The sequence below is a fragment of the Arthrobacter sp. BK1 genome (genome assembly GCF_056680055.1).
In genome coordinates this window covers 3,640,929-3,656,593 of the sequence record NZ_CM155263.1, presented here as the reverse complement: position 1 = coordinate 3,656,593, position 15,665 = coordinate 3,640,929, and the positions used below count along the sequence as shown (strand labels likewise).

The window sequence follows — 15,665 nt, the reverse complement described above, 5'->3', positions numbered from 1 at the left end:
GCTGCTTTAGTGGTGCTTAACGACGGCGGCCGGTCACCTTCGAGGAGAAGGTGACCGGCCGCCGTCGTTATTCAGTTGGGGTGTATCAGCGCACCGGGTAATCGCGCTCGGGTTCGCCGATGTACAGCTGGCGCGGGCGGCCGATCTTGGTATTGGGGTCGCTGATCATTTCACGCCACTGGGCGATCCAGCCCGGCAGGCGGCCGATCGCGAACAGCACGGTGAACATCTTCTCCGGGAAACCCATGGCCTTGTAGATCAGGCCGGTGTAGAAGTCCACGTTCGGGTAGAGCTTGCGCTGGATGAAGTAGTCATCGTTCAGCGCCTTCTCTTCCAGGCGCAGGGCGATCTCGAGCAGTTCGTCGTTGCCGCCGAGCTTCGTGAGGATCTCGTGGGCCGTGGCCTTGACGATCTTGGCGCGGGGATCGTAGTTCTTGTACACACGGTGTCCGAAGCCCATGAGGCGGACGCCGTCTTCCTTGTTTTTGACCTTCTCCATGTAGTCCTCAGGCTTGGTGCCGTCGGCCTGGATCTGGCGGAGCATCTTGAGGACCGCTTCGTTGGCGCCGCCATGGGCGGGGCCGAACAGGGCGTTGATTCCTGCAGAGACGGAAGCGAACAGGTTGGCGTTGGAGGAGCCCACCAGGCGCACCGTGGAGGTGGAACAGTTCTGCTCGTGGTCCGCGTGCAGGATCAGCAGGAGGTCCAGCGCCTTGGCGATCACCGGGTCCACCTCATACTGCTCGGCAGGAAGGCCGAAGCTCAGGCGCATGAAGTTTTCCACGAGGTTGTGGGAGTTGTCCGGGTACAGCATGGGCTGACCGATGGACTTCTTGTGCGCGTACGCCGCGATGACCGGCATTTTGGCCATCAGTCGGATGGTGGAGACCTCCACCTGCTCGGCGTTGAAGGGGTCCAGCGAATCCTGGTAGAACGTGGACAGCGCCGAGACTGCCGATGACAGGACCGGCATCGGGTGTGCGTCGCGCGGGAAGCCGCTGAAGAAGCCCTTGAGCTCTTCGTGCAACAGGGTGTGGCGGCGGATCTTCTGGTCGAACTCTTCCAGCTCGGTGGGGCTGGGCAGGTTGCCGTAGATCAAGAGGTAGGAGACCTCGAGGAAGCTGGAGTGCTGTGCCAGCTGCTCGATGGGGTATCCACGGTAGCGCAGGATTCCGGCATCGCCGTCGATGTAGGTGATAGCGGAAGTGGTTGCTGCGGTGTTCATGAAGCCGGGGTCAAAAGTGACTGCGCCCGTCTGCTTGAGCAGCTTGGAAACGTCGTAGCCTTCGTTTCCTTCAACAACCTGGATGCGCGGGAGCTTGAGCTCGCCACCTGCATGGTGCAGGGTTGCGCTGTTGGTCTCAGTCATGGAGTCCCCTTCATGAGGCGTCTGGGCCTCTGTCGAAAGCTTGATCCAACATCCGGTGAGCCGCGCGCCGTCCCTGTTCGTTCAGGAATACAACACCCGGGCTGCCATCTTGTAGAAAGCCACCATTGATAGTCACTTAAAAAGTACCGCCCCCATGGCGTGTGCCACTAATCGGCGACGGTGGAAACCCCCTCAAAAGGCTGCGATTGTGGTGCGAGTCACACCATTGTTACGGTGCTGAAGCCAGCCTGGAGACTGCTGCGTCGATCCGCTCGTCGGTGCCGGTCAGCGCAACGCGCACAAATCCGTTGCCTGCCTCGCCGTAGAAGACTCCCGGCCCCACCACAATGCCGCGCGCAGCAAGGCGGTCCACGGTTTCCCATGTGTTCTCCCCAGCCGTGGACCAAAGGTAGAGCCCGGCGTCGGAATCCTTGATCTCCAGCCCGAACTCCTGCAGTGCGGGCACAAGGCGTTCCCGGCGTCCGCGGTAAAGATCCTTCTGTGCATTGACATGGGCGTCGTCACCGAGCGCCACACGCATGGCCTCCTGCACAGGGTACGGAACGATCATGCCTGCGTGCTTGCGGCTGTTGACCAGATTGGCCATGATCACCGGATCGCCTGCCACGAAGGCGGCGCGGTAGCCGGCAACGTTGGACTGCTTGCTCAGCGAGTAGACGGCCAACAATCCGTCATGGGAGCCGCCGGCCACGCGGGGGTCCAGAACGCTGGGCACCTGTTGGCCGCCGCGCTGGACGTCCCAGGTGCCCCAGCCGAGCTCGGCGTAGCACTCGTCCGACGCCACGACGGCACCGATTTCCCGCGCCTGCGCCACCAGGGCCTTCAGTGACTCAATATCCCGGACACTGCCGGTGGGGTTTCCCGGAGAATTGACCCAGATCAGCCGGACGCGGGAGCGGGTGGCTTCATCCAGCTCGTCGAGGTTGTCCGTTGCCACCGACGTGACACCGGCAAATGTGGCGCCGATGTCGTAGGTGGGGTAGGCAACTTTGGGACGGACGACGACGTCGCCCGGCTTGAGTCCCAACAGCAGCGGCAGCCACGCCACCAGTTCCTTGGAACCGACGGTGGGCATGATGTTCTTCGGGTCCAGCCCGGGAACGCCCCGGCGCCGCTCGAACCACGCAGCGATGGCTTCCCGCAGCGGAACGGTGCCATGGACCGTGGGGTACCCGGGGGCATTCGCTGCGGCCCTCAGGGCCTCCTGGATCAAGGCCGGAGTCGGGTCCACCGGAGTCCCGATGGAGAGATTCACGGCCCCGCCAGGGTGCTCCGAGGCCTTGGCGAGGTATGGTGCCATGGCCTCCCAGGGGTAGTCGGGCAGGCTCAGGCCAAAGCTGTTCACGGCTGCGGTCAACGGTGGGCCCGGGTCAGTCTTGGTTCTGCGGCGGCAGGGCGGCGATCATCGGGTGGTCCTTGCCCGTGTTGCCGATCTTGGCAGCGCCACCGGGCGAGCCCAGGTCATCGAAGAACTCTACGTTGGCCTTGTAGTAGTCGGCCCACTCTTCCGGGGTGTCATCCTCGTAGTAGATGGCCTCCACCGGGCAAACCGGCTCGCAGGCGCCACAGTCGACGCACTCATCCGGATGGATGTACAGGGAACGCTCACCCTCATAGATGCAGTCAACGGGGCACTCCTCAATACATGCCTTGTCCTTGACATCTACACACGGCTGCGCGATTACGTACGTCACGTCCCTGGCCTCTCCACGATTTTCCGGCATCCGCCGGCACTGAATCCGGCACGTTGGCCGGACTGTTGACTTCTGAGCCTATTATCTCCCAGCCCGTTCCCGCGAACCTAGCCGCCCACTTAGTATGAAGTGGTGAGTCTCCCCCCGCCGTCCCCCGTCGAATTCCTGGCGTCCGCTTCCCCCGAAACCCGGGTGGTGGTCCGGTACCGGGTCGAAGGCGGCCTGACCGACGCGCTGGGACTGCTGGTAGGCACCGCCGACGGCGAATGCACCGTCCGCACCCGGCAGGCCGACGTCGTAATCCCCTTGGAACGTGTGGTTGCAGCCAAGGAAGTGCCGCCCGCTCCCCCGCGGCGCCGACCCCGCAACTGAGGTCCAAACGCGGCTGCCCACTTCAGGCAAAAAAGAAACTGCCGGTACGACGGCGGGAATCCCGCCTGCCGTACCGGCAGTTTTTTCTTGAGGCGTGCGTTAGTGCTTAGACCTTGGCGCGTGCACGGTTGGACTTGGCGCGCTCGTTGGTGTCGAGGATGAGCTTGCGGATGCGGATGGACTCCGGCGTAACCTCAACACATTCGTCCTCGCGGGCGAATTCGAGTGACTCTTCGAGGGTGAGATCGCGCGGCGGCGTCAGGTTCTCGAAGGTGTCCGAGGAAGCTGCACGCATGTTGGTGAGCTTCTTTTCCTTGGTGATGTTCACGTCCATGTCATCGGCGCGGGAGTTCTCGCCGACGATCATGCCTTCATAAACCTCGGAGGTGGGCTTCACGAAGAAGGAACCGCGCTCCTGCAGGTTGATCATGGCGAACGGGGTCACAACACCGGCGCGGTCGGCGATCATGGAACCGTTGGTGCGGTACTCGATCGGGCCGGCCCAGGGCTCGTAGCCCTCGGAGATGGACGCAGCGATGCCGGCGCCACGGGTGTCCGTGAGGAACTTGGTGCGGAAACCGATCAGGCCACGGGCCGGAACGATGAACTCCATGCGGCACCAGCCGGTGCCGTGGTTGGCCATGTTGGTCATGCGGCCCTTGCGGGCGGCCATCAGCTGAGTGACGGCGCCGAGGTATTCCTCGGGCACGTCGATGGTCATGTGTTCCATCGGCTCGTGGATCTTGCCATCGATGGTCTTGGTGACAACCTGCGGCTTGCCCACGGTCAGTTCGAAGCCTTCACGGCGCATCTGCTCAACCAGGATGGCCAGCGCGAGCTCGCCACGGCCCTGGACTTCCCAGGCGTCAGGACGCTCGGTGGGGAGCACCTTGATGGAGACGTTACCGATCAGTTCCTTGTCCAGGCGGTCCTTTACCTGGCGGGCCGTGACCTTGGCGCCCTTGACCTTGCCGGCCAGCGGGGAGGTGTTGATACCGATCGTCATGGAGATGGCGGGATCGTCCACGGTGATCAGCGGCAGCGGCTGCGGGTTATCGACATCGGTGAGGGTCTCACCGATGGTGATTTCCTCGATGCCGGCGACGGCGACGATTTCACCCGGGCCTGCGGACTCTGCCGGGACGCGGTCCAGTGCCTTGGTGGCGAGGAGTTCGGTGATCTTGACGTTCTTGAGCTCTCCGTTGGCGCGCGCCCAGGCGACGGTCTGGCCCTTGCGCAGGGTGCCGTTGTAGATGCGCAGCAGTGCGAGACGGCCCAGGAACGGCGAGGCGTCAAGGTTGGTCACGTGAGCCTGCAGGACACCATTCGGGTTGTAGGTAGGCGCCGGGATGTGCTCGATGATGGTCTGGAACAGCGGCTCCAGGTCTTCGTTGTCCGGAGCGCTGCCGTCGGCGGGCTGCTCGAGGGATGCGCGGCCAACCTTGGCGGCTGCGTAGACAACCGGAACTTCGAGGATCTTGTCCAGGTCCAGGTCCGGTACTTCATCGGCGAGGTCCGAGGCGAGGCCCAGGAGCAGGTCCATGGACTCGTGGACAACCTCTTCGATGCGGGCGTCGGGGCGGTCGGTCTTGTTGACCAGCAGGATAACCGGCAGGTGCGCGGCCAGGGCCTTGCGCAGCACGAAGCGGGTCTGCGGCAGCGGACCTTCGGAAGCGTCAACGAGGAGTACAACGCCGTCGACCATGGACAGGCCGCGCTCCACCTCGCCACCGAAATCGGCGTGGCCGGGGGTGTCGATCACGTTGATGGTGATGGTCTCGCCCTTGGAGGACGGTCCGTTGTAGGCCACGGTGGTGTTCTTGGCCAGGATGGTGATGCCTTTTTCGCGCTCCAGGTCACCGGAGTCCATCACGCGGTCTTCGAGGTGGTTGTGCTCGGCAAAAGAGTTGGTCTGCTTGAGCATGGCGTCGACCAAAGTGGTCTTGCCGTGGTCAACGTGGGCCACGATCGCGACGTTGCGCAGGTCACTGCGCGATGCAGTGGCTACCGCGGTGTTGGTGGTGGTTTCAGACATGCGTGAGTGCTCGATTCAGTGGTGAAGTCAGCTGTTGTATCGCCGCATTTCCAACCGGAACGCACGACGGATTGGCCCATTAACACAGGGCGCCTTCCATCATTCTAGACGCTGAGGCATTTATTGGCCTAAAAATCGCAGCCGGACGGCACCCCGCCGGGGTTAGAATCCCGCCCATCGCGCCGGCGGGGGTGACGAAGCTCACCCGAATCCGTGGCTGGCCGTGGGAAAAGAAGGAGCCGGTGCCCTGAGGGCACCGGCTCCAACCGAAGGATCAACCGAAAGCTCAGGCCACCTCGGGCGGGAGCATCAGCTTCGCCCCCGGGATGGCATTCAGCAGAGCCTTGGTGTAGTCCTGCTGCGGCGATTCAAAGACGTCGTCCGTGGAGCCGGTCTCAACCAGCTTCCCCTTCTCCATCACGCACACGTGGTCAGCGATCTGGCGCACCACCGCGAGGTCGTGCGTGATGAACAGGTAGGTCAGGCCGAGGTTGGCCTGCAGGTCCGCGAGCAGGTTCAGCACCTGGGCCTGGACCAGCACGTCAAGGGCCGACACGGCTTCGTCGCAGATGATCACTTCCGGGTCCAGGGCAAGCGCACGCGCGATGGCAACGCGCTGGCGCTGGCCACCGGACAGCTCGTTCGGGAACCGCTGCATGCTCGACTGCGGCAGGGACACCTGGTCCAGCAGTTCGCGGACCTTCTTCACCCTGCTCGCTTTGTTGCCGATCTTGTGGACCCGCAAGGGCTCTTCGATGGTCCTGAAGATGTTGTACATGGGGTCCAGCGACCCGTAGGGGTCCTGGAAGATCGGCTGCACCCGGCGCCGGAACTTGAAGAGTTCCGCCGGCTTCAGTGCAGCCGTATCCACGCCGTCGAACAGGATCTTTCCCTCCGTCGGCTTTTCCAGCTGGAGGACCATCTTGGCCACGGTGGACTTTCCGGAGCCGGACTCCCCCACGATGGCCGTAGTGGTTCCCCTGGTGACGTCAAAGCTGACGCCGTCCACTGCTGCAAAGTCGGTTGCCTTGCCCAGCCCCTGTCGGAGCTTGTAGACCTTCCGCAGGTCCTGGATCTTCAGGACGTGATCTGCGGCCGGTTCTTCGGTGGGCGCAAGGAGGTCGGCCGCTTCCACGCCGAGTTCCTTGGCAACCTGGATCCGTCGGCTCGCCAGGGAAGGAGCGGACTCAACCAGCCGCTTGGTGTACGGGTGCCGCGGATTCTGGAGCAACTCCAGGGACGGACCGGACTCCACGACCTGTCCTTGGTACATGACCACGACTTTGTCAGCACGCTCCGCTGCCAGGCCCAGGTCATGGGTGATGAGCAGGACAGCCGTGCCCAGGTCAGTGGTCATGGTGTCAAGGTGATCCAGGATCTGCCGCTGGACAGTCACGTCCAGTGCCGACGTCGGCTCGTCTGCAATCAGAAGCCGTGGCTGGCACGAGAGCCCGATCGCAATGAGCGCGCGCTGGCGCATACCGCCGGAGAACTCATGGGGGTACTGGTTTGCGCGCCGGTGGGCATCCGGGAGTCCGGCCTGCTCAAGGACCTTGGCGATGTCGTCCGGGCCACTGGGCCGGCCGTTCGCGCGAAGGGTTTCCTTGACCTGGTAGCCAATCTTCCAGACCGGGTTCAGGTTGGACATCGGGTCCTGCGGCACCATGCCGATGGTGTTGCCGCGGAGTTCGATCATCCGCTTTTCGCTGGCGTGGGCAATATCCTCGCCATCAAGAAGGATCTGCCCGCCGGACACCGCACCGTTGTTCGGCAGGAGCCCGATCGCGGCCAAAGCCGTAGTGGACTTGCCCGAGCCGGACTCCCCCACAATCGCCACAGTCTCACCAGGCATGATGGTCAGGTGGGCATTTCGCACTGCCTGGACTTCGCCGGTGCTGGTCTTGAAGGTGATGGCGAGGTCACGGATTTCCAGGAGGGGTTTGACTCCTGAATTGCCTGCTTCCTCGACATGAACATCGGGAATCGTCATGTTGTTTTCTCTCATCGCTGCCTGCTCTTCGGGTCGAGGGCGTCACGTACGGCGTCGCCCAACATGATGAAGCTCAGGACCGTAATGGACAAAGCTGCAGCAGGGTAAAGCATGATCTCCGGCTTTGTCCGGATGGACGACTGCGCGCCGGCAATATCGTTGCCCCAGGACATGATGCTTTGCGGCAACCCAATGCCCAGGAATGACAGGGTGGCCTCGAGGACGATGAAGATGCCCAGGTTCAGGGTGGCCATAACAATGATCGGCGCCAGTGCATTCGGCAGGACGTGGCGCAGAAGCGCACCGACCCTCGATACACCCAGAGCTCGGGCGGCAGTCACAAAATCGGCGTTTCGGACCTCGATGACTGCGCCACGGGCAATACGCGCCATTTGGGGCCACGTCAGCAGCGCAATGATCACCACCACCGTCCACACGCTTTTGTTGTCACGGAAAAACGGCAACTGGGTGATAACCAGGGCGCCAAGGACCAACGGCAAAGCAAAGAAAATATCACCGAGACGTGCAAGGACCGAGTCAACCCAGCCACCGTAGTAGCCGGCGATCGCGCCAATCGTCACTCCGATGATCACCACGCAAATCACAGACAGGAGGCCCACGGAGAGCGAAGCCTGTGTTCCGTGGACAACCCTCGAATAGATATCGCACCCCTGGAAGGTGAATCCGAAAGGATGACCGGGAGCCGGACCTGCTTCGGAATTGCCGAGCTGGCAGTCATCATTGGGCGGCACCGTCGAGAGCAGTCCGGGGAACAGCGCGATGATCATCAACGCCAGGATCAACAGCGACGAAATGATGAACAGCGGACGACGGCGGAGCTTGCGCCAGGCATCGGACCACAGGCTCAGTGGCGCCTGCTCAGTCTTGAGCGTGTCGGTCGCGAGCAGCGGCGTTTCGTCGATGGGCGCCACAAAGTGGCTGTTTTTACTGGTCATAACGAATCCTTGGGTCCAGCCAGGCGTACAGGAGATCAACGAGCAGGTTGGCTACCACAAATACCAGAACCAGCACGCTGACTATGGAGACAATGGTGGGCCCTTCAGTCCGCAAGGTGGCCTGATAGAGCTTGTTGCCCACCCCTGGCACGTTGAAGATGGCTTCGGTGACAATGGCGCCACCCATCAGACCGCCAAGGTCTGCGCCCAGGAAGGTGACCACGGGGATCAGGGAGTTGCGCAGGATATGTGCCATCACAACCCGGGGCCGGGAAAGGCCCTTTGCTGTGGCAGTCCGCACGTAATCGGCATTCATGCTCTCGCTGACCGAAGCACGCGTCAGGCGAAGGACATAGGCAAACGACACAAGGCCCAGCACGGTGGCCGGCAGCAGCAGGTTGCCCCAGTCGGCGTTAGCGCCGACTGTCGGTTTGGCCCAGCCCAGCTGGACTCCGAAGACCAACTGGAAAACAAAGCCAAGGACGAACGTGGGAACAGCGATGACCACGAGCGAGGCGACCAGCACGGTGGAATCAAACACGCCACCACGACGCAGGCCGGCAAAGACACCGAATGCCACGCCGAATACGGTCTGGATAAGCAACGCTTCAAGAGCCAGCATCGCGGTCACGGGAAAGACCCTCGCCAATGAGGCAGCGATCGGCTGTCCGGTGAAGTCGTTGCCGAGGTTGAAAGTGAAAATGTTCTGCAGGAACAGGCCGTACTGGACCCAGAAGGGTTCATCCAGGTGGTACTGGCTGCGCAGTGTGTCGATCACTGCCTGCGGGGGTTGGCGGTCGCCAAAGAGGGCCGCAATGGGGTCACCCGGTAGGGCGAAAACCATGTAGTACACCAGCAGGGTGGTGCCGAGGAAGACGGGGATGGCCTGAAGGAGCCTGCGGAGGATAAAGCGGACCACCGGATCACCGGCCTTCGGGGAGCGAAGAAGGGAATTTCATGGGTGCCTTCCTGCCGAACAGGACAATGGGGGCCCGGCGTAGTGCCGGACCCCCATACGCCTGCGGCAAGTTAGATCGTGGAGACTACTTGGCCGTGATGTTGTAGTAGAGAACTCCGCCATTCCAGCCGGTTTCGGCCTTGATGACGTTCTCGCTCCAGACGATCGGCTTGGCCTGGTCCCAGAGGGGCAGACCCGGAAGATCCTTGAAGAGGATCTCCTGTGCCTCGTTGAACTTCTCGTTGGCTTCCTCGGTGGACTTGGCCGCAAGGCCTTCCTTGAGGAGGCTGTCGAACTCGGGGTTCGAGTACTTCTCGTAGTTGGAGGAAGCACCCGTGGCCCAGACCGGTCCGAGGAAGTTGTAGAGCGACGGGTAGTCGCCCTGCCAGCCGGCGCGTGACAGGCCCGGGAGGGACTGGGACTTGCGCAGGTTCAGTACTTCAGCGAACTTGGCAAAGGGCTGGATTTCGGACTGGATGCCGAGGTTGTTCTTGAAACCGTTGGCTACGGCGTCGATCCATTCCTTGTTGCCACCATCGGTGTTGGAGGCAATCTGAAGCGGCTTCGAATCGTCGTACGGCTGGATCTTTTCAGCCTGTGCCCACAGCTCCTTGGCCTTGGCGGCGTCGAACGTGAGGATTTCGCTGCCCGGGATGTCTTCCTTGAAGCCGTCGATAACCGGCGGAGCGAAGGCCTTGGCCGGCGTGCGGGTTCCGTTGAAGATCACCTTGGTGATTTCTTCGCGGTTGATGGCGTAGGACAGTGCCTGGCGGCGCAGGAGTCCGGCTTCACCCTGGAAGTTGGGGTTGTAGCCCGGGATGTTCAGGGTGGAGTTGGTGGCAACCGGCTTGGTGGCGTTCCGGTCCTGGAAGTCCGTGACGTATGTCTTCAGCGCGTTGGAGGGCAATACATCCGAGACGTCCAGGTTGTTGGCCTGCAGGTCCGTGTATGCGGGGCCCGGATCGGTGTAGAACTTGAAGGTCACGCCACCGTTCTTGGCTTCGCGGGGACCGCTGTAATCAGCGTTCTTCACGAGCGAGATGGACTGGTCGTGTACCCAGGCGCCGGTCTTTTCGAACTTGTACGGACCGTTGCCCACCGGGTTCTCACCGAACGTCTTCGGGTCAGCCAGGGCCGCTGCAGGCAGCGGGAAGAATGCCGAGTAGCCGAGGCGGAGCGACCAGTCAGCTTCAGGCTGTGCCAGCTTCACCGTGAGGGTGGAGTCATCCGTAGCGGTCAGGCCCGACATCGTTTCGGCGGTGGGAGCCGGCGTCGTGGTGGACTTGCCATCTGCCGACTTCTCAGTGGTTACAGCCGAGACATCCTCGTAGCCCGCAATGGACTCGAAGAAGAATCCGTTGTTCTGCAGGTTCTTGGAGTTGGCAGCGAAGTTCCAGGAATCAACGAACGTCTTAGCGGTGATCGCTTCGCCGTTGGTGAACTTCTGACCCTGCTTGACCTTGATGGTCCAGTTCTGGGCGTCAGAGGACTCAATGGACTCTGCCAGGGCGTTGACGGGCTTGCCGTCAGCGTCGTAGCTGCGAAGACCTTCGAAGAGCAGCTCGACAACGCGGCCACCGTAAACTTCGTTGGTGTTGGCCGGCAGCAAGGGGTTCTGGGGTTCGTTGCTGTACGCGGTGATGACCTTGTTGGGATCACCGGCGGATTGGCTGGCACCGTCATTGCTGCCGCCTCCAGCGCCGCAGCCGGTCAGGGCAAGGGCGGCGATTGCCACCATGCCGAGTGCTTTGGAAGTGCGCGTAAAACGCATTCCGCCTCCTATGAGTTGTGGGAGATATTCAGGGGAAATCTTTTGCTCCCCGGCAGGCCAGTCACAGGTTCACACTGTGACGCACCATACATACTTGAAGAGCCTAGCCGCACAATGTCCAAATACTGGTACTCCGTTGCCAAACCGTAATCAGTTAATCGCGAATAACTAGCCGGTACCCGGAAGTTGTGCAAGTCACATGTTACTTGTTGGTAGGACGTGCAGCGAATCGAAGCTCCAGGCGCTCTCCCACTCCCCGTGCAGGGCCTATTTCAGGCGCCACTCCCAGGCATTCCACCAGACGCCCAGAGGGCCGGGGCTGGGCTTGACCCCGGTCACGCGGCTGCTGAATGCCACTGTCCCGGCGGTCTGGTACAGCGGCAGGCCATAGGCGCTTTCCCAGACACGTTTGTCGATGGCCGCCATGAGCTCGTCCTGCTTGGCCAGGTCAGTCGTGGCAGCCAGTTCCTCCATCACCTTGTCGGCGTCGTCGTCGGAAAAGCCGTTGAAGTTGCTGCCGCCGCCGGTCTTGAAGATTTGCGGTACACGGCCAACTCCCACCCCGGTGCTGATCCAGCCGAGAATGGCAGCATCGTAGTTTCCGCTTCCGAGCGCAGCTGCCCAGTCGGAGTTTCCGAGTCCGGCATCCTCGACCGTGAAACCGGCCAGGCGGGCGGAGTCGCGGATCAGGGAAAAGGCACGCACACGGTTCGGGTTATCCCGGTTGTACAGGATCCGGATGGTCGGGGAAGCGCCGCGGAGCTGCGACTTTGCCCCCTGGATGTCAACCTCGGAATACTCTGCCGACCCGTTGTTCTTCACGGTGTCCGGGTACTTGGGGTGCGATGGCAGGAAAACGTGTGAATCCAGGGGCTTGGCGTCGGGAACGGGCCCGGCGACAGCGTCGACAACCACCTGCCGGGGAACTGTCTTCAGGAAGGCCTGGCGGACATCCCTGTCGGCGAAGGGGCCCGAAAACTTGAGGTCAAGATGGTCATAACCGGCCTGGCTGAACTCCTGGACGGTGTTGCCCTGGTTCTTCAGCCCGTCGAAGAGGCTTTCGTTGCCGGCCGATGGCTGCGGGGCGATGATGTCCGCCTGGCCGCTCCTGAGCGCAGTGACGGCAGCGGGTGCGCTCCCGGTGAACCGGACGGTGATCTCATCCAGGAATGGCTCCGGGCCCCACACGTAGTCCCTGTTCCGCACCAGCCGGACGGAGGTGTCGGCAGCGATGTCCCGGACGAGGTAGGGGCCGCTGGAAAGGTACATGGCCGGGTCATCCGGCAGGGTCTTGGTGTCGAAGCCGGAGTTCCAGAAGTCGCTGACGCGCTTGAGCGGGGCATTGACTTCCGGCTCGGCAGGATCTCCGCCGGGCGACTCCTTGAGCAGGTCAATGAGGTCCGCTTCATCATTCAGTCCGCTTTTTGCGGCGACAACATGGGCCGGCAGTCCGACGTCGAACGCCACTTCCCAGTCAGCGTAGGGGGTGGCGTACTCCAGTGTGATGGACCGGCCGTCACTGCCGATCTCGGGGAAGACTGTGCCGGCGAGGCCGGTCGTGTCAGCGGCAGCGGAGAAGTAGGTGGTGCCTGTCCCCGCTTCGGCGTCAGCATCGTCGAAGTAGCCGGAACCTGCCGCCCAGGACAGGAGGAGATCTCCGGCGTCGATGGCATCGCCGTCGGACCATTTCACGCCCTCGTTGACCGTGTACTTCACCTTCAGGGGTTTGTCGGAAACCTTCTCGTAGCGGCCGAACTTTTTATTCCGGACCACCTTTACGGTGTCATCGACGTAGTAGAAGCCTGAATGGGTGATGTGGCCGATCTTGGTGTTGATATCCGTGTTTCCACCGGCACTGAAGGGATTGAACGAGGTAAATGCATTCACCTCGGCCACGGTGACACTGCCGCCACGGTTCGTCTCGCCGACAACCACCGGAGCAGCGCCACCGGAACCGGAGCACCCTGAGAGAACCAGGGCTGCGGCGACGGCCCCGGTGATGACTTGAATCAAACGCCTCAGAGGCATGCGTCTCCTTTGCCTGTCCCGAGTCAGACCTTGAACGGCCTTGTTTTCCTTGAATTCTAGCGGTTCAGGGCGTGGGCTAATGTCGGCATACCATGGGGCAATAGTTGTACACCGATCCTCTGAAGGAAGCCCATGCCCGATTCCTCACGGCCGCTGCGCAAGCTCGGATTCCTTACTATTGGCCTGTTCGATCCTGCGGATCCAGCCGCGGGGCACGAATCGACGCTGCAGATCATCGAACTGGGCGAGTGGCTTGGATTCGACAGTGCCTGGCTGCGCCACCGCCATCTGCAGTTCGGCATCTCCTCCCCCATTGCCATCATGGCGGCGGCCAGCCAGCGCACGTCCCGGATTGAGCTGGGAACCGCCGTCACCCCAGTGGGATGGGAAAACCCGTTGCGGCTGGCCGAGGACCTGGCCACCGTGGACCTCCTCGCCGGCGGACGAATCAATCCTGGCCTGAGCGTGGGCGAACCGATGCACTACGACACGATCAAGCACGCGTTGTACCCGGATTCCGCCGGGCTGGAGGACTTCAGCTACGCCCGCGTCGAGCGGCTGGCACGATTAATTGCAGGCGAACCGGTCCGGGAATTTTCCGGCAAGCAGGGTGTGGTTGAGGAATTCTCCAACCGCGTGGAGCCTCACTCTTCCGGGCTGCGCGAACGTCTTTGGTATGGGGCGGCAAGCAAGGAGTCGGCCATCTGGGCCGGGGTCAACGGATTCAACCTGCTGTCCAGCAGTGTGGTCTTTGCCGGCGCGGATCAGGAACCGGAGTTTGCCCGTATCCAGCAATCACAGATCCGCGCCTACCGCGAAGCGGCTGCATCCGTTACGGCTCCCGTTCCAGCCAGGGTCTCACAGGGCCTCGTGGTGATTCCAACCGATTCGGCTTCAGCGAAACAGCGGGAAAAGTACCAACGGTTCGTCGATGAGCGTACTCCCCGTACGCGGGTGCCGCACGGGCCAAAAGGGATGCTGTTCGCCCCCGACCTCATCGGCACCAGCGATCAGATTGCCGAACAGCTGTACGCCCACGCTGGGTTCCAGGAAGTGGACGAAGTGGCGTTCGCGCTGCCCTTCAGCTTCGACCATGAGGATTACGTCCAAATTCTCACGGACATAGCCACCAAACTGGGTCCTGCTTTGGGATGGACACCGGCGGCGGCGGTATAACCGGCGCCTGGGCCGGAGCCACCTTCAATCAGCAGGATGTGACTCAGCACCAAAAAATCGCGCCCCGGCTATGTCCCGGGACGCGATTTTCCAGCATGAACTAAACGTTGAAGCGGAACTCCACCACGTCGCCGTCTGCCATCACGTATTCCTTGCCCTCGATGCGGACCTTGCCGCGGGACTTGGCTTCCGCCATTGAGCCGGCGTCGATGAGGTCGTCGAAGGAAACGACTTCAGCCTTGATGAAGCCCCGCTGGAAGTCAGAGTGGATCACACCGGCCGCCTGGGGGGCTGTGTCGCCCTGGTGAATGGTCCACGCACGTGTTTCCTTAGGACCGGCCGTGAGGTAGGTCTGCAGGCCCAGGGTATGGAATCCAACGCGGGCCAGCTGGTCGAGGCCGGATTCATCCTGGCCGTTCATTTCCAGCATCTCGCGGGCCTCTTCCTCGTCAAGCTCAACGAGGTCGGACTCAAGCTTGGCGTCGAGGAAAATGGCGTCTGCCGGGGCAACCAGCGCACGCAGCTCCTCCTGCTTCTCCGGGCTGCCCAAAATGCCTTCGTCAGCATTGAAGACATAGATGAAGGGCTTGGCTGTCAGGAGGCTGAGTTCCTTGAGGTGCTCCATCTCCAGCTTGTCCCGCGTGATCGAGGAGAAGATGGTGTCGCCGCGTTCCAGCACCGCCTGGGCTGCCTTGATGGCCGCCAGCTCGGCAGCTTCGCGCTTCTTGATCTTGACTTCTTTTTCGATCCGCGGAATGGCGTTTTCGATGGTCTGGAGGTCGGCCAGGATCAGCTCGGTGTTGATGGTCTCCATGTCCGAGCGGGGATCCACTTTGCCGTCCACGTGGATGACATCGGGGTCATCGAACACGCGCACCACCTGGGCGATGGCTTCGGCCTCACGGATGTTGGCCAGGAACTTGTTGCCCAGGCCTTCGCCCTCGGAAGCACCCTTCACGATGCCGGCGATGTCCACGAAGGACACCGGCGCGGGCAGCAGTCGCTGGGAGCCGAAGATCTCCGCAAGCTGCTTAAGCCGGGGATCCGGCAGGTTCACGACGCCGACATTGGGTTCGATGGTAGCGAACGGGTAGTTCGCTGCCAGGACCTGGTTGCGGGTCAGTGCGTTGAAGAGAGTTGATTTGCCGACGTTGGGCAGTCCGACGATGCCAATAGTAAGAGCCACGAGCATTGATTCTACCGGTTGCAGGTCGCCTTGGCCCCAGCGGGTCCCGGAGCGGTCCTGCACCGCTGGAATATGTCGGTTCCGGAAAATGTCACAGGGTCATGCCACA

Annotated in this window: 12 protein-coding genes; 2 read left to right on the top strand and 10 right to left on the bottom strand. The window is 62.1% G+C overall.

Annotated features, from left to right (window positions below; all coding sequences use genetic code 11):
* Window positions 1–85: 85 nt before the first annotated feature.
* The 3 genes from AC1MCA_RS16745 to fdxA all read right to left on the bottom strand — a co-directional run bounded on the left by AC1MCA_RS16745 (window position 86) and on the right by fdxA (window position 3,084).
* Window positions 86–1,369, bottom strand: coding sequence for a citrate synthase (locus AC1MCA_RS16745; RefSeq protein WP_108598205.1), 1,284 nt, complete (start codon window positions 1,367–1,369; stop codon window positions 86–88).
* Window positions 1,370–1,598: 229 nt separating this feature from the next.
* Window positions 1,599–2,747 carry a succinyldiaminopimelate transaminase gene (gene dapC, locus AC1MCA_RS16740; RefSeq protein ID WP_479799368.1) on the bottom strand — a complete coding sequence of 383 codons (1,149 nt, stop codon included), beginning with the start codon at window positions 2,745–2,747 and terminating at the stop codon, window positions 1,599–1,601.
* Window positions 2,748–2,760: 13 nt separating this feature from the next.
* Window positions 2,761–3,084: a ferredoxin gene (gene fdxA / locus AC1MCA_RS16735; RefSeq protein WP_108600463.1), complete on the bottom strand. Its 324-nt coding sequence runs from the start codon at window positions 3,082–3,084 to the stop codon at window positions 2,761–2,763.
* A gap of 132 nt (window positions 3,085–3,216) precedes the next feature.
* Here fdxA and AC1MCA_RS16730 point away from each other — a divergent pair, with 132 nt between their 5' ends.
* Window positions 3,217–3,456, top strand: a complete 240-nt coding sequence (locus AC1MCA_RS16730) for a putative acetyltransferase (RefSeq protein ID WP_479799367.1) — start codon at window positions 3,217–3,219, stop codon at window positions 3,454–3,456.
* A gap of 106 nt (window positions 3,457–3,562) precedes the next feature.
* Here the strand turns inward: AC1MCA_RS16730 and typA are convergent, their stop codons facing one another.
* The 6 genes from typA to AC1MCA_RS16700 form a co-directional block, all read right to left on the bottom strand.
* On the bottom strand, window positions 3,563–5,491 hold the full coding sequence (gene typA / locus AC1MCA_RS16725; RefSeq protein ID WP_479799365.1) for a translational GTPase TypA: 1,929 nt from the start codon (window positions 5,489–5,491) through the stop codon (window positions 3,563–3,565).
* A gap of 286 nt (window positions 5,492–5,777) precedes the next feature.
* Entirely contained in the window at window positions 5,778–7,481 is a 1,704-nt protein-coding gene (locus AC1MCA_RS16720) for a dipeptide ABC transporter ATP-binding protein (RefSeq protein WP_479799363.1), read from the bottom strand.
* A gap of 11 nt (window positions 7,482–7,492) precedes the next feature.
* On the bottom strand, window positions 7,493–8,437 hold the full coding sequence (locus AC1MCA_RS16715) for an ABC transporter permease (RefSeq protein ID WP_108600466.1): 945 nt from the start codon (window positions 8,435–8,437) through the stop codon (window positions 7,493–7,495).
* Window positions 8,427–9,356: an ABC transporter permease gene (locus AC1MCA_RS16710; RefSeq protein ID WP_108600467.1), complete on the bottom strand. Its 930-nt coding sequence runs from the start codon at window positions 9,354–9,356 to the stop codon at window positions 8,427–8,429. Before AC1MCA_RS16710 ends, AC1MCA_RS16715 begins: the two co-directional genes overlap by 11 nt.
* A gap of 124 nt (window positions 9,357–9,480) precedes the next feature.
* Window positions 9,481–11,166, bottom strand: coding sequence for a peptide ABC transporter substrate-binding protein (locus AC1MCA_RS16705; RefSeq protein WP_479799358.1), 1,686 nt, complete (start codon window positions 11,164–11,166; stop codon window positions 9,481–9,483).
* A 267-nt stretch (window positions 11,167–11,433) separates the two neighbouring features.
* Window positions 11,434–13,194: an ABC transporter family substrate-binding protein gene (locus tag AC1MCA_RS16700; protein WP_479799354.1), complete on the bottom strand. Its 1,761-nt coding sequence runs from the start codon at window positions 13,192–13,194 to the stop codon at window positions 11,434–11,436.
* A gap of 132 nt (window positions 13,195–13,326) precedes the next feature.
* Between AC1MCA_RS16700 and AC1MCA_RS16695 the strand changes: the two genes are divergently transcribed.
* Window positions 13,327–14,370: an LLM class flavin-dependent oxidoreductase gene (locus tag AC1MCA_RS16695; RefSeq protein WP_479799350.1), complete on the top strand. Its 1,044-nt coding sequence runs from the start codon at window positions 13,327–13,329 to the stop codon at window positions 14,368–14,370.
* A gap of 100 nt (window positions 14,371–14,470) precedes the next feature.
* On the opposite strand, the gene ychF is transcribed toward AC1MCA_RS16695, so the two are convergent.
* On the bottom strand, window positions 14,471–15,556 hold the full coding sequence (gene ychF, locus AC1MCA_RS16690) for a redox-regulated ATPase YchF (protein ID WP_479799348.1): 1,086 nt from the start codon (window positions 15,554–15,556) through the stop codon (window positions 14,471–14,473).
* Window positions 15,557–15,665: the final 109 nt, after the last annotated feature.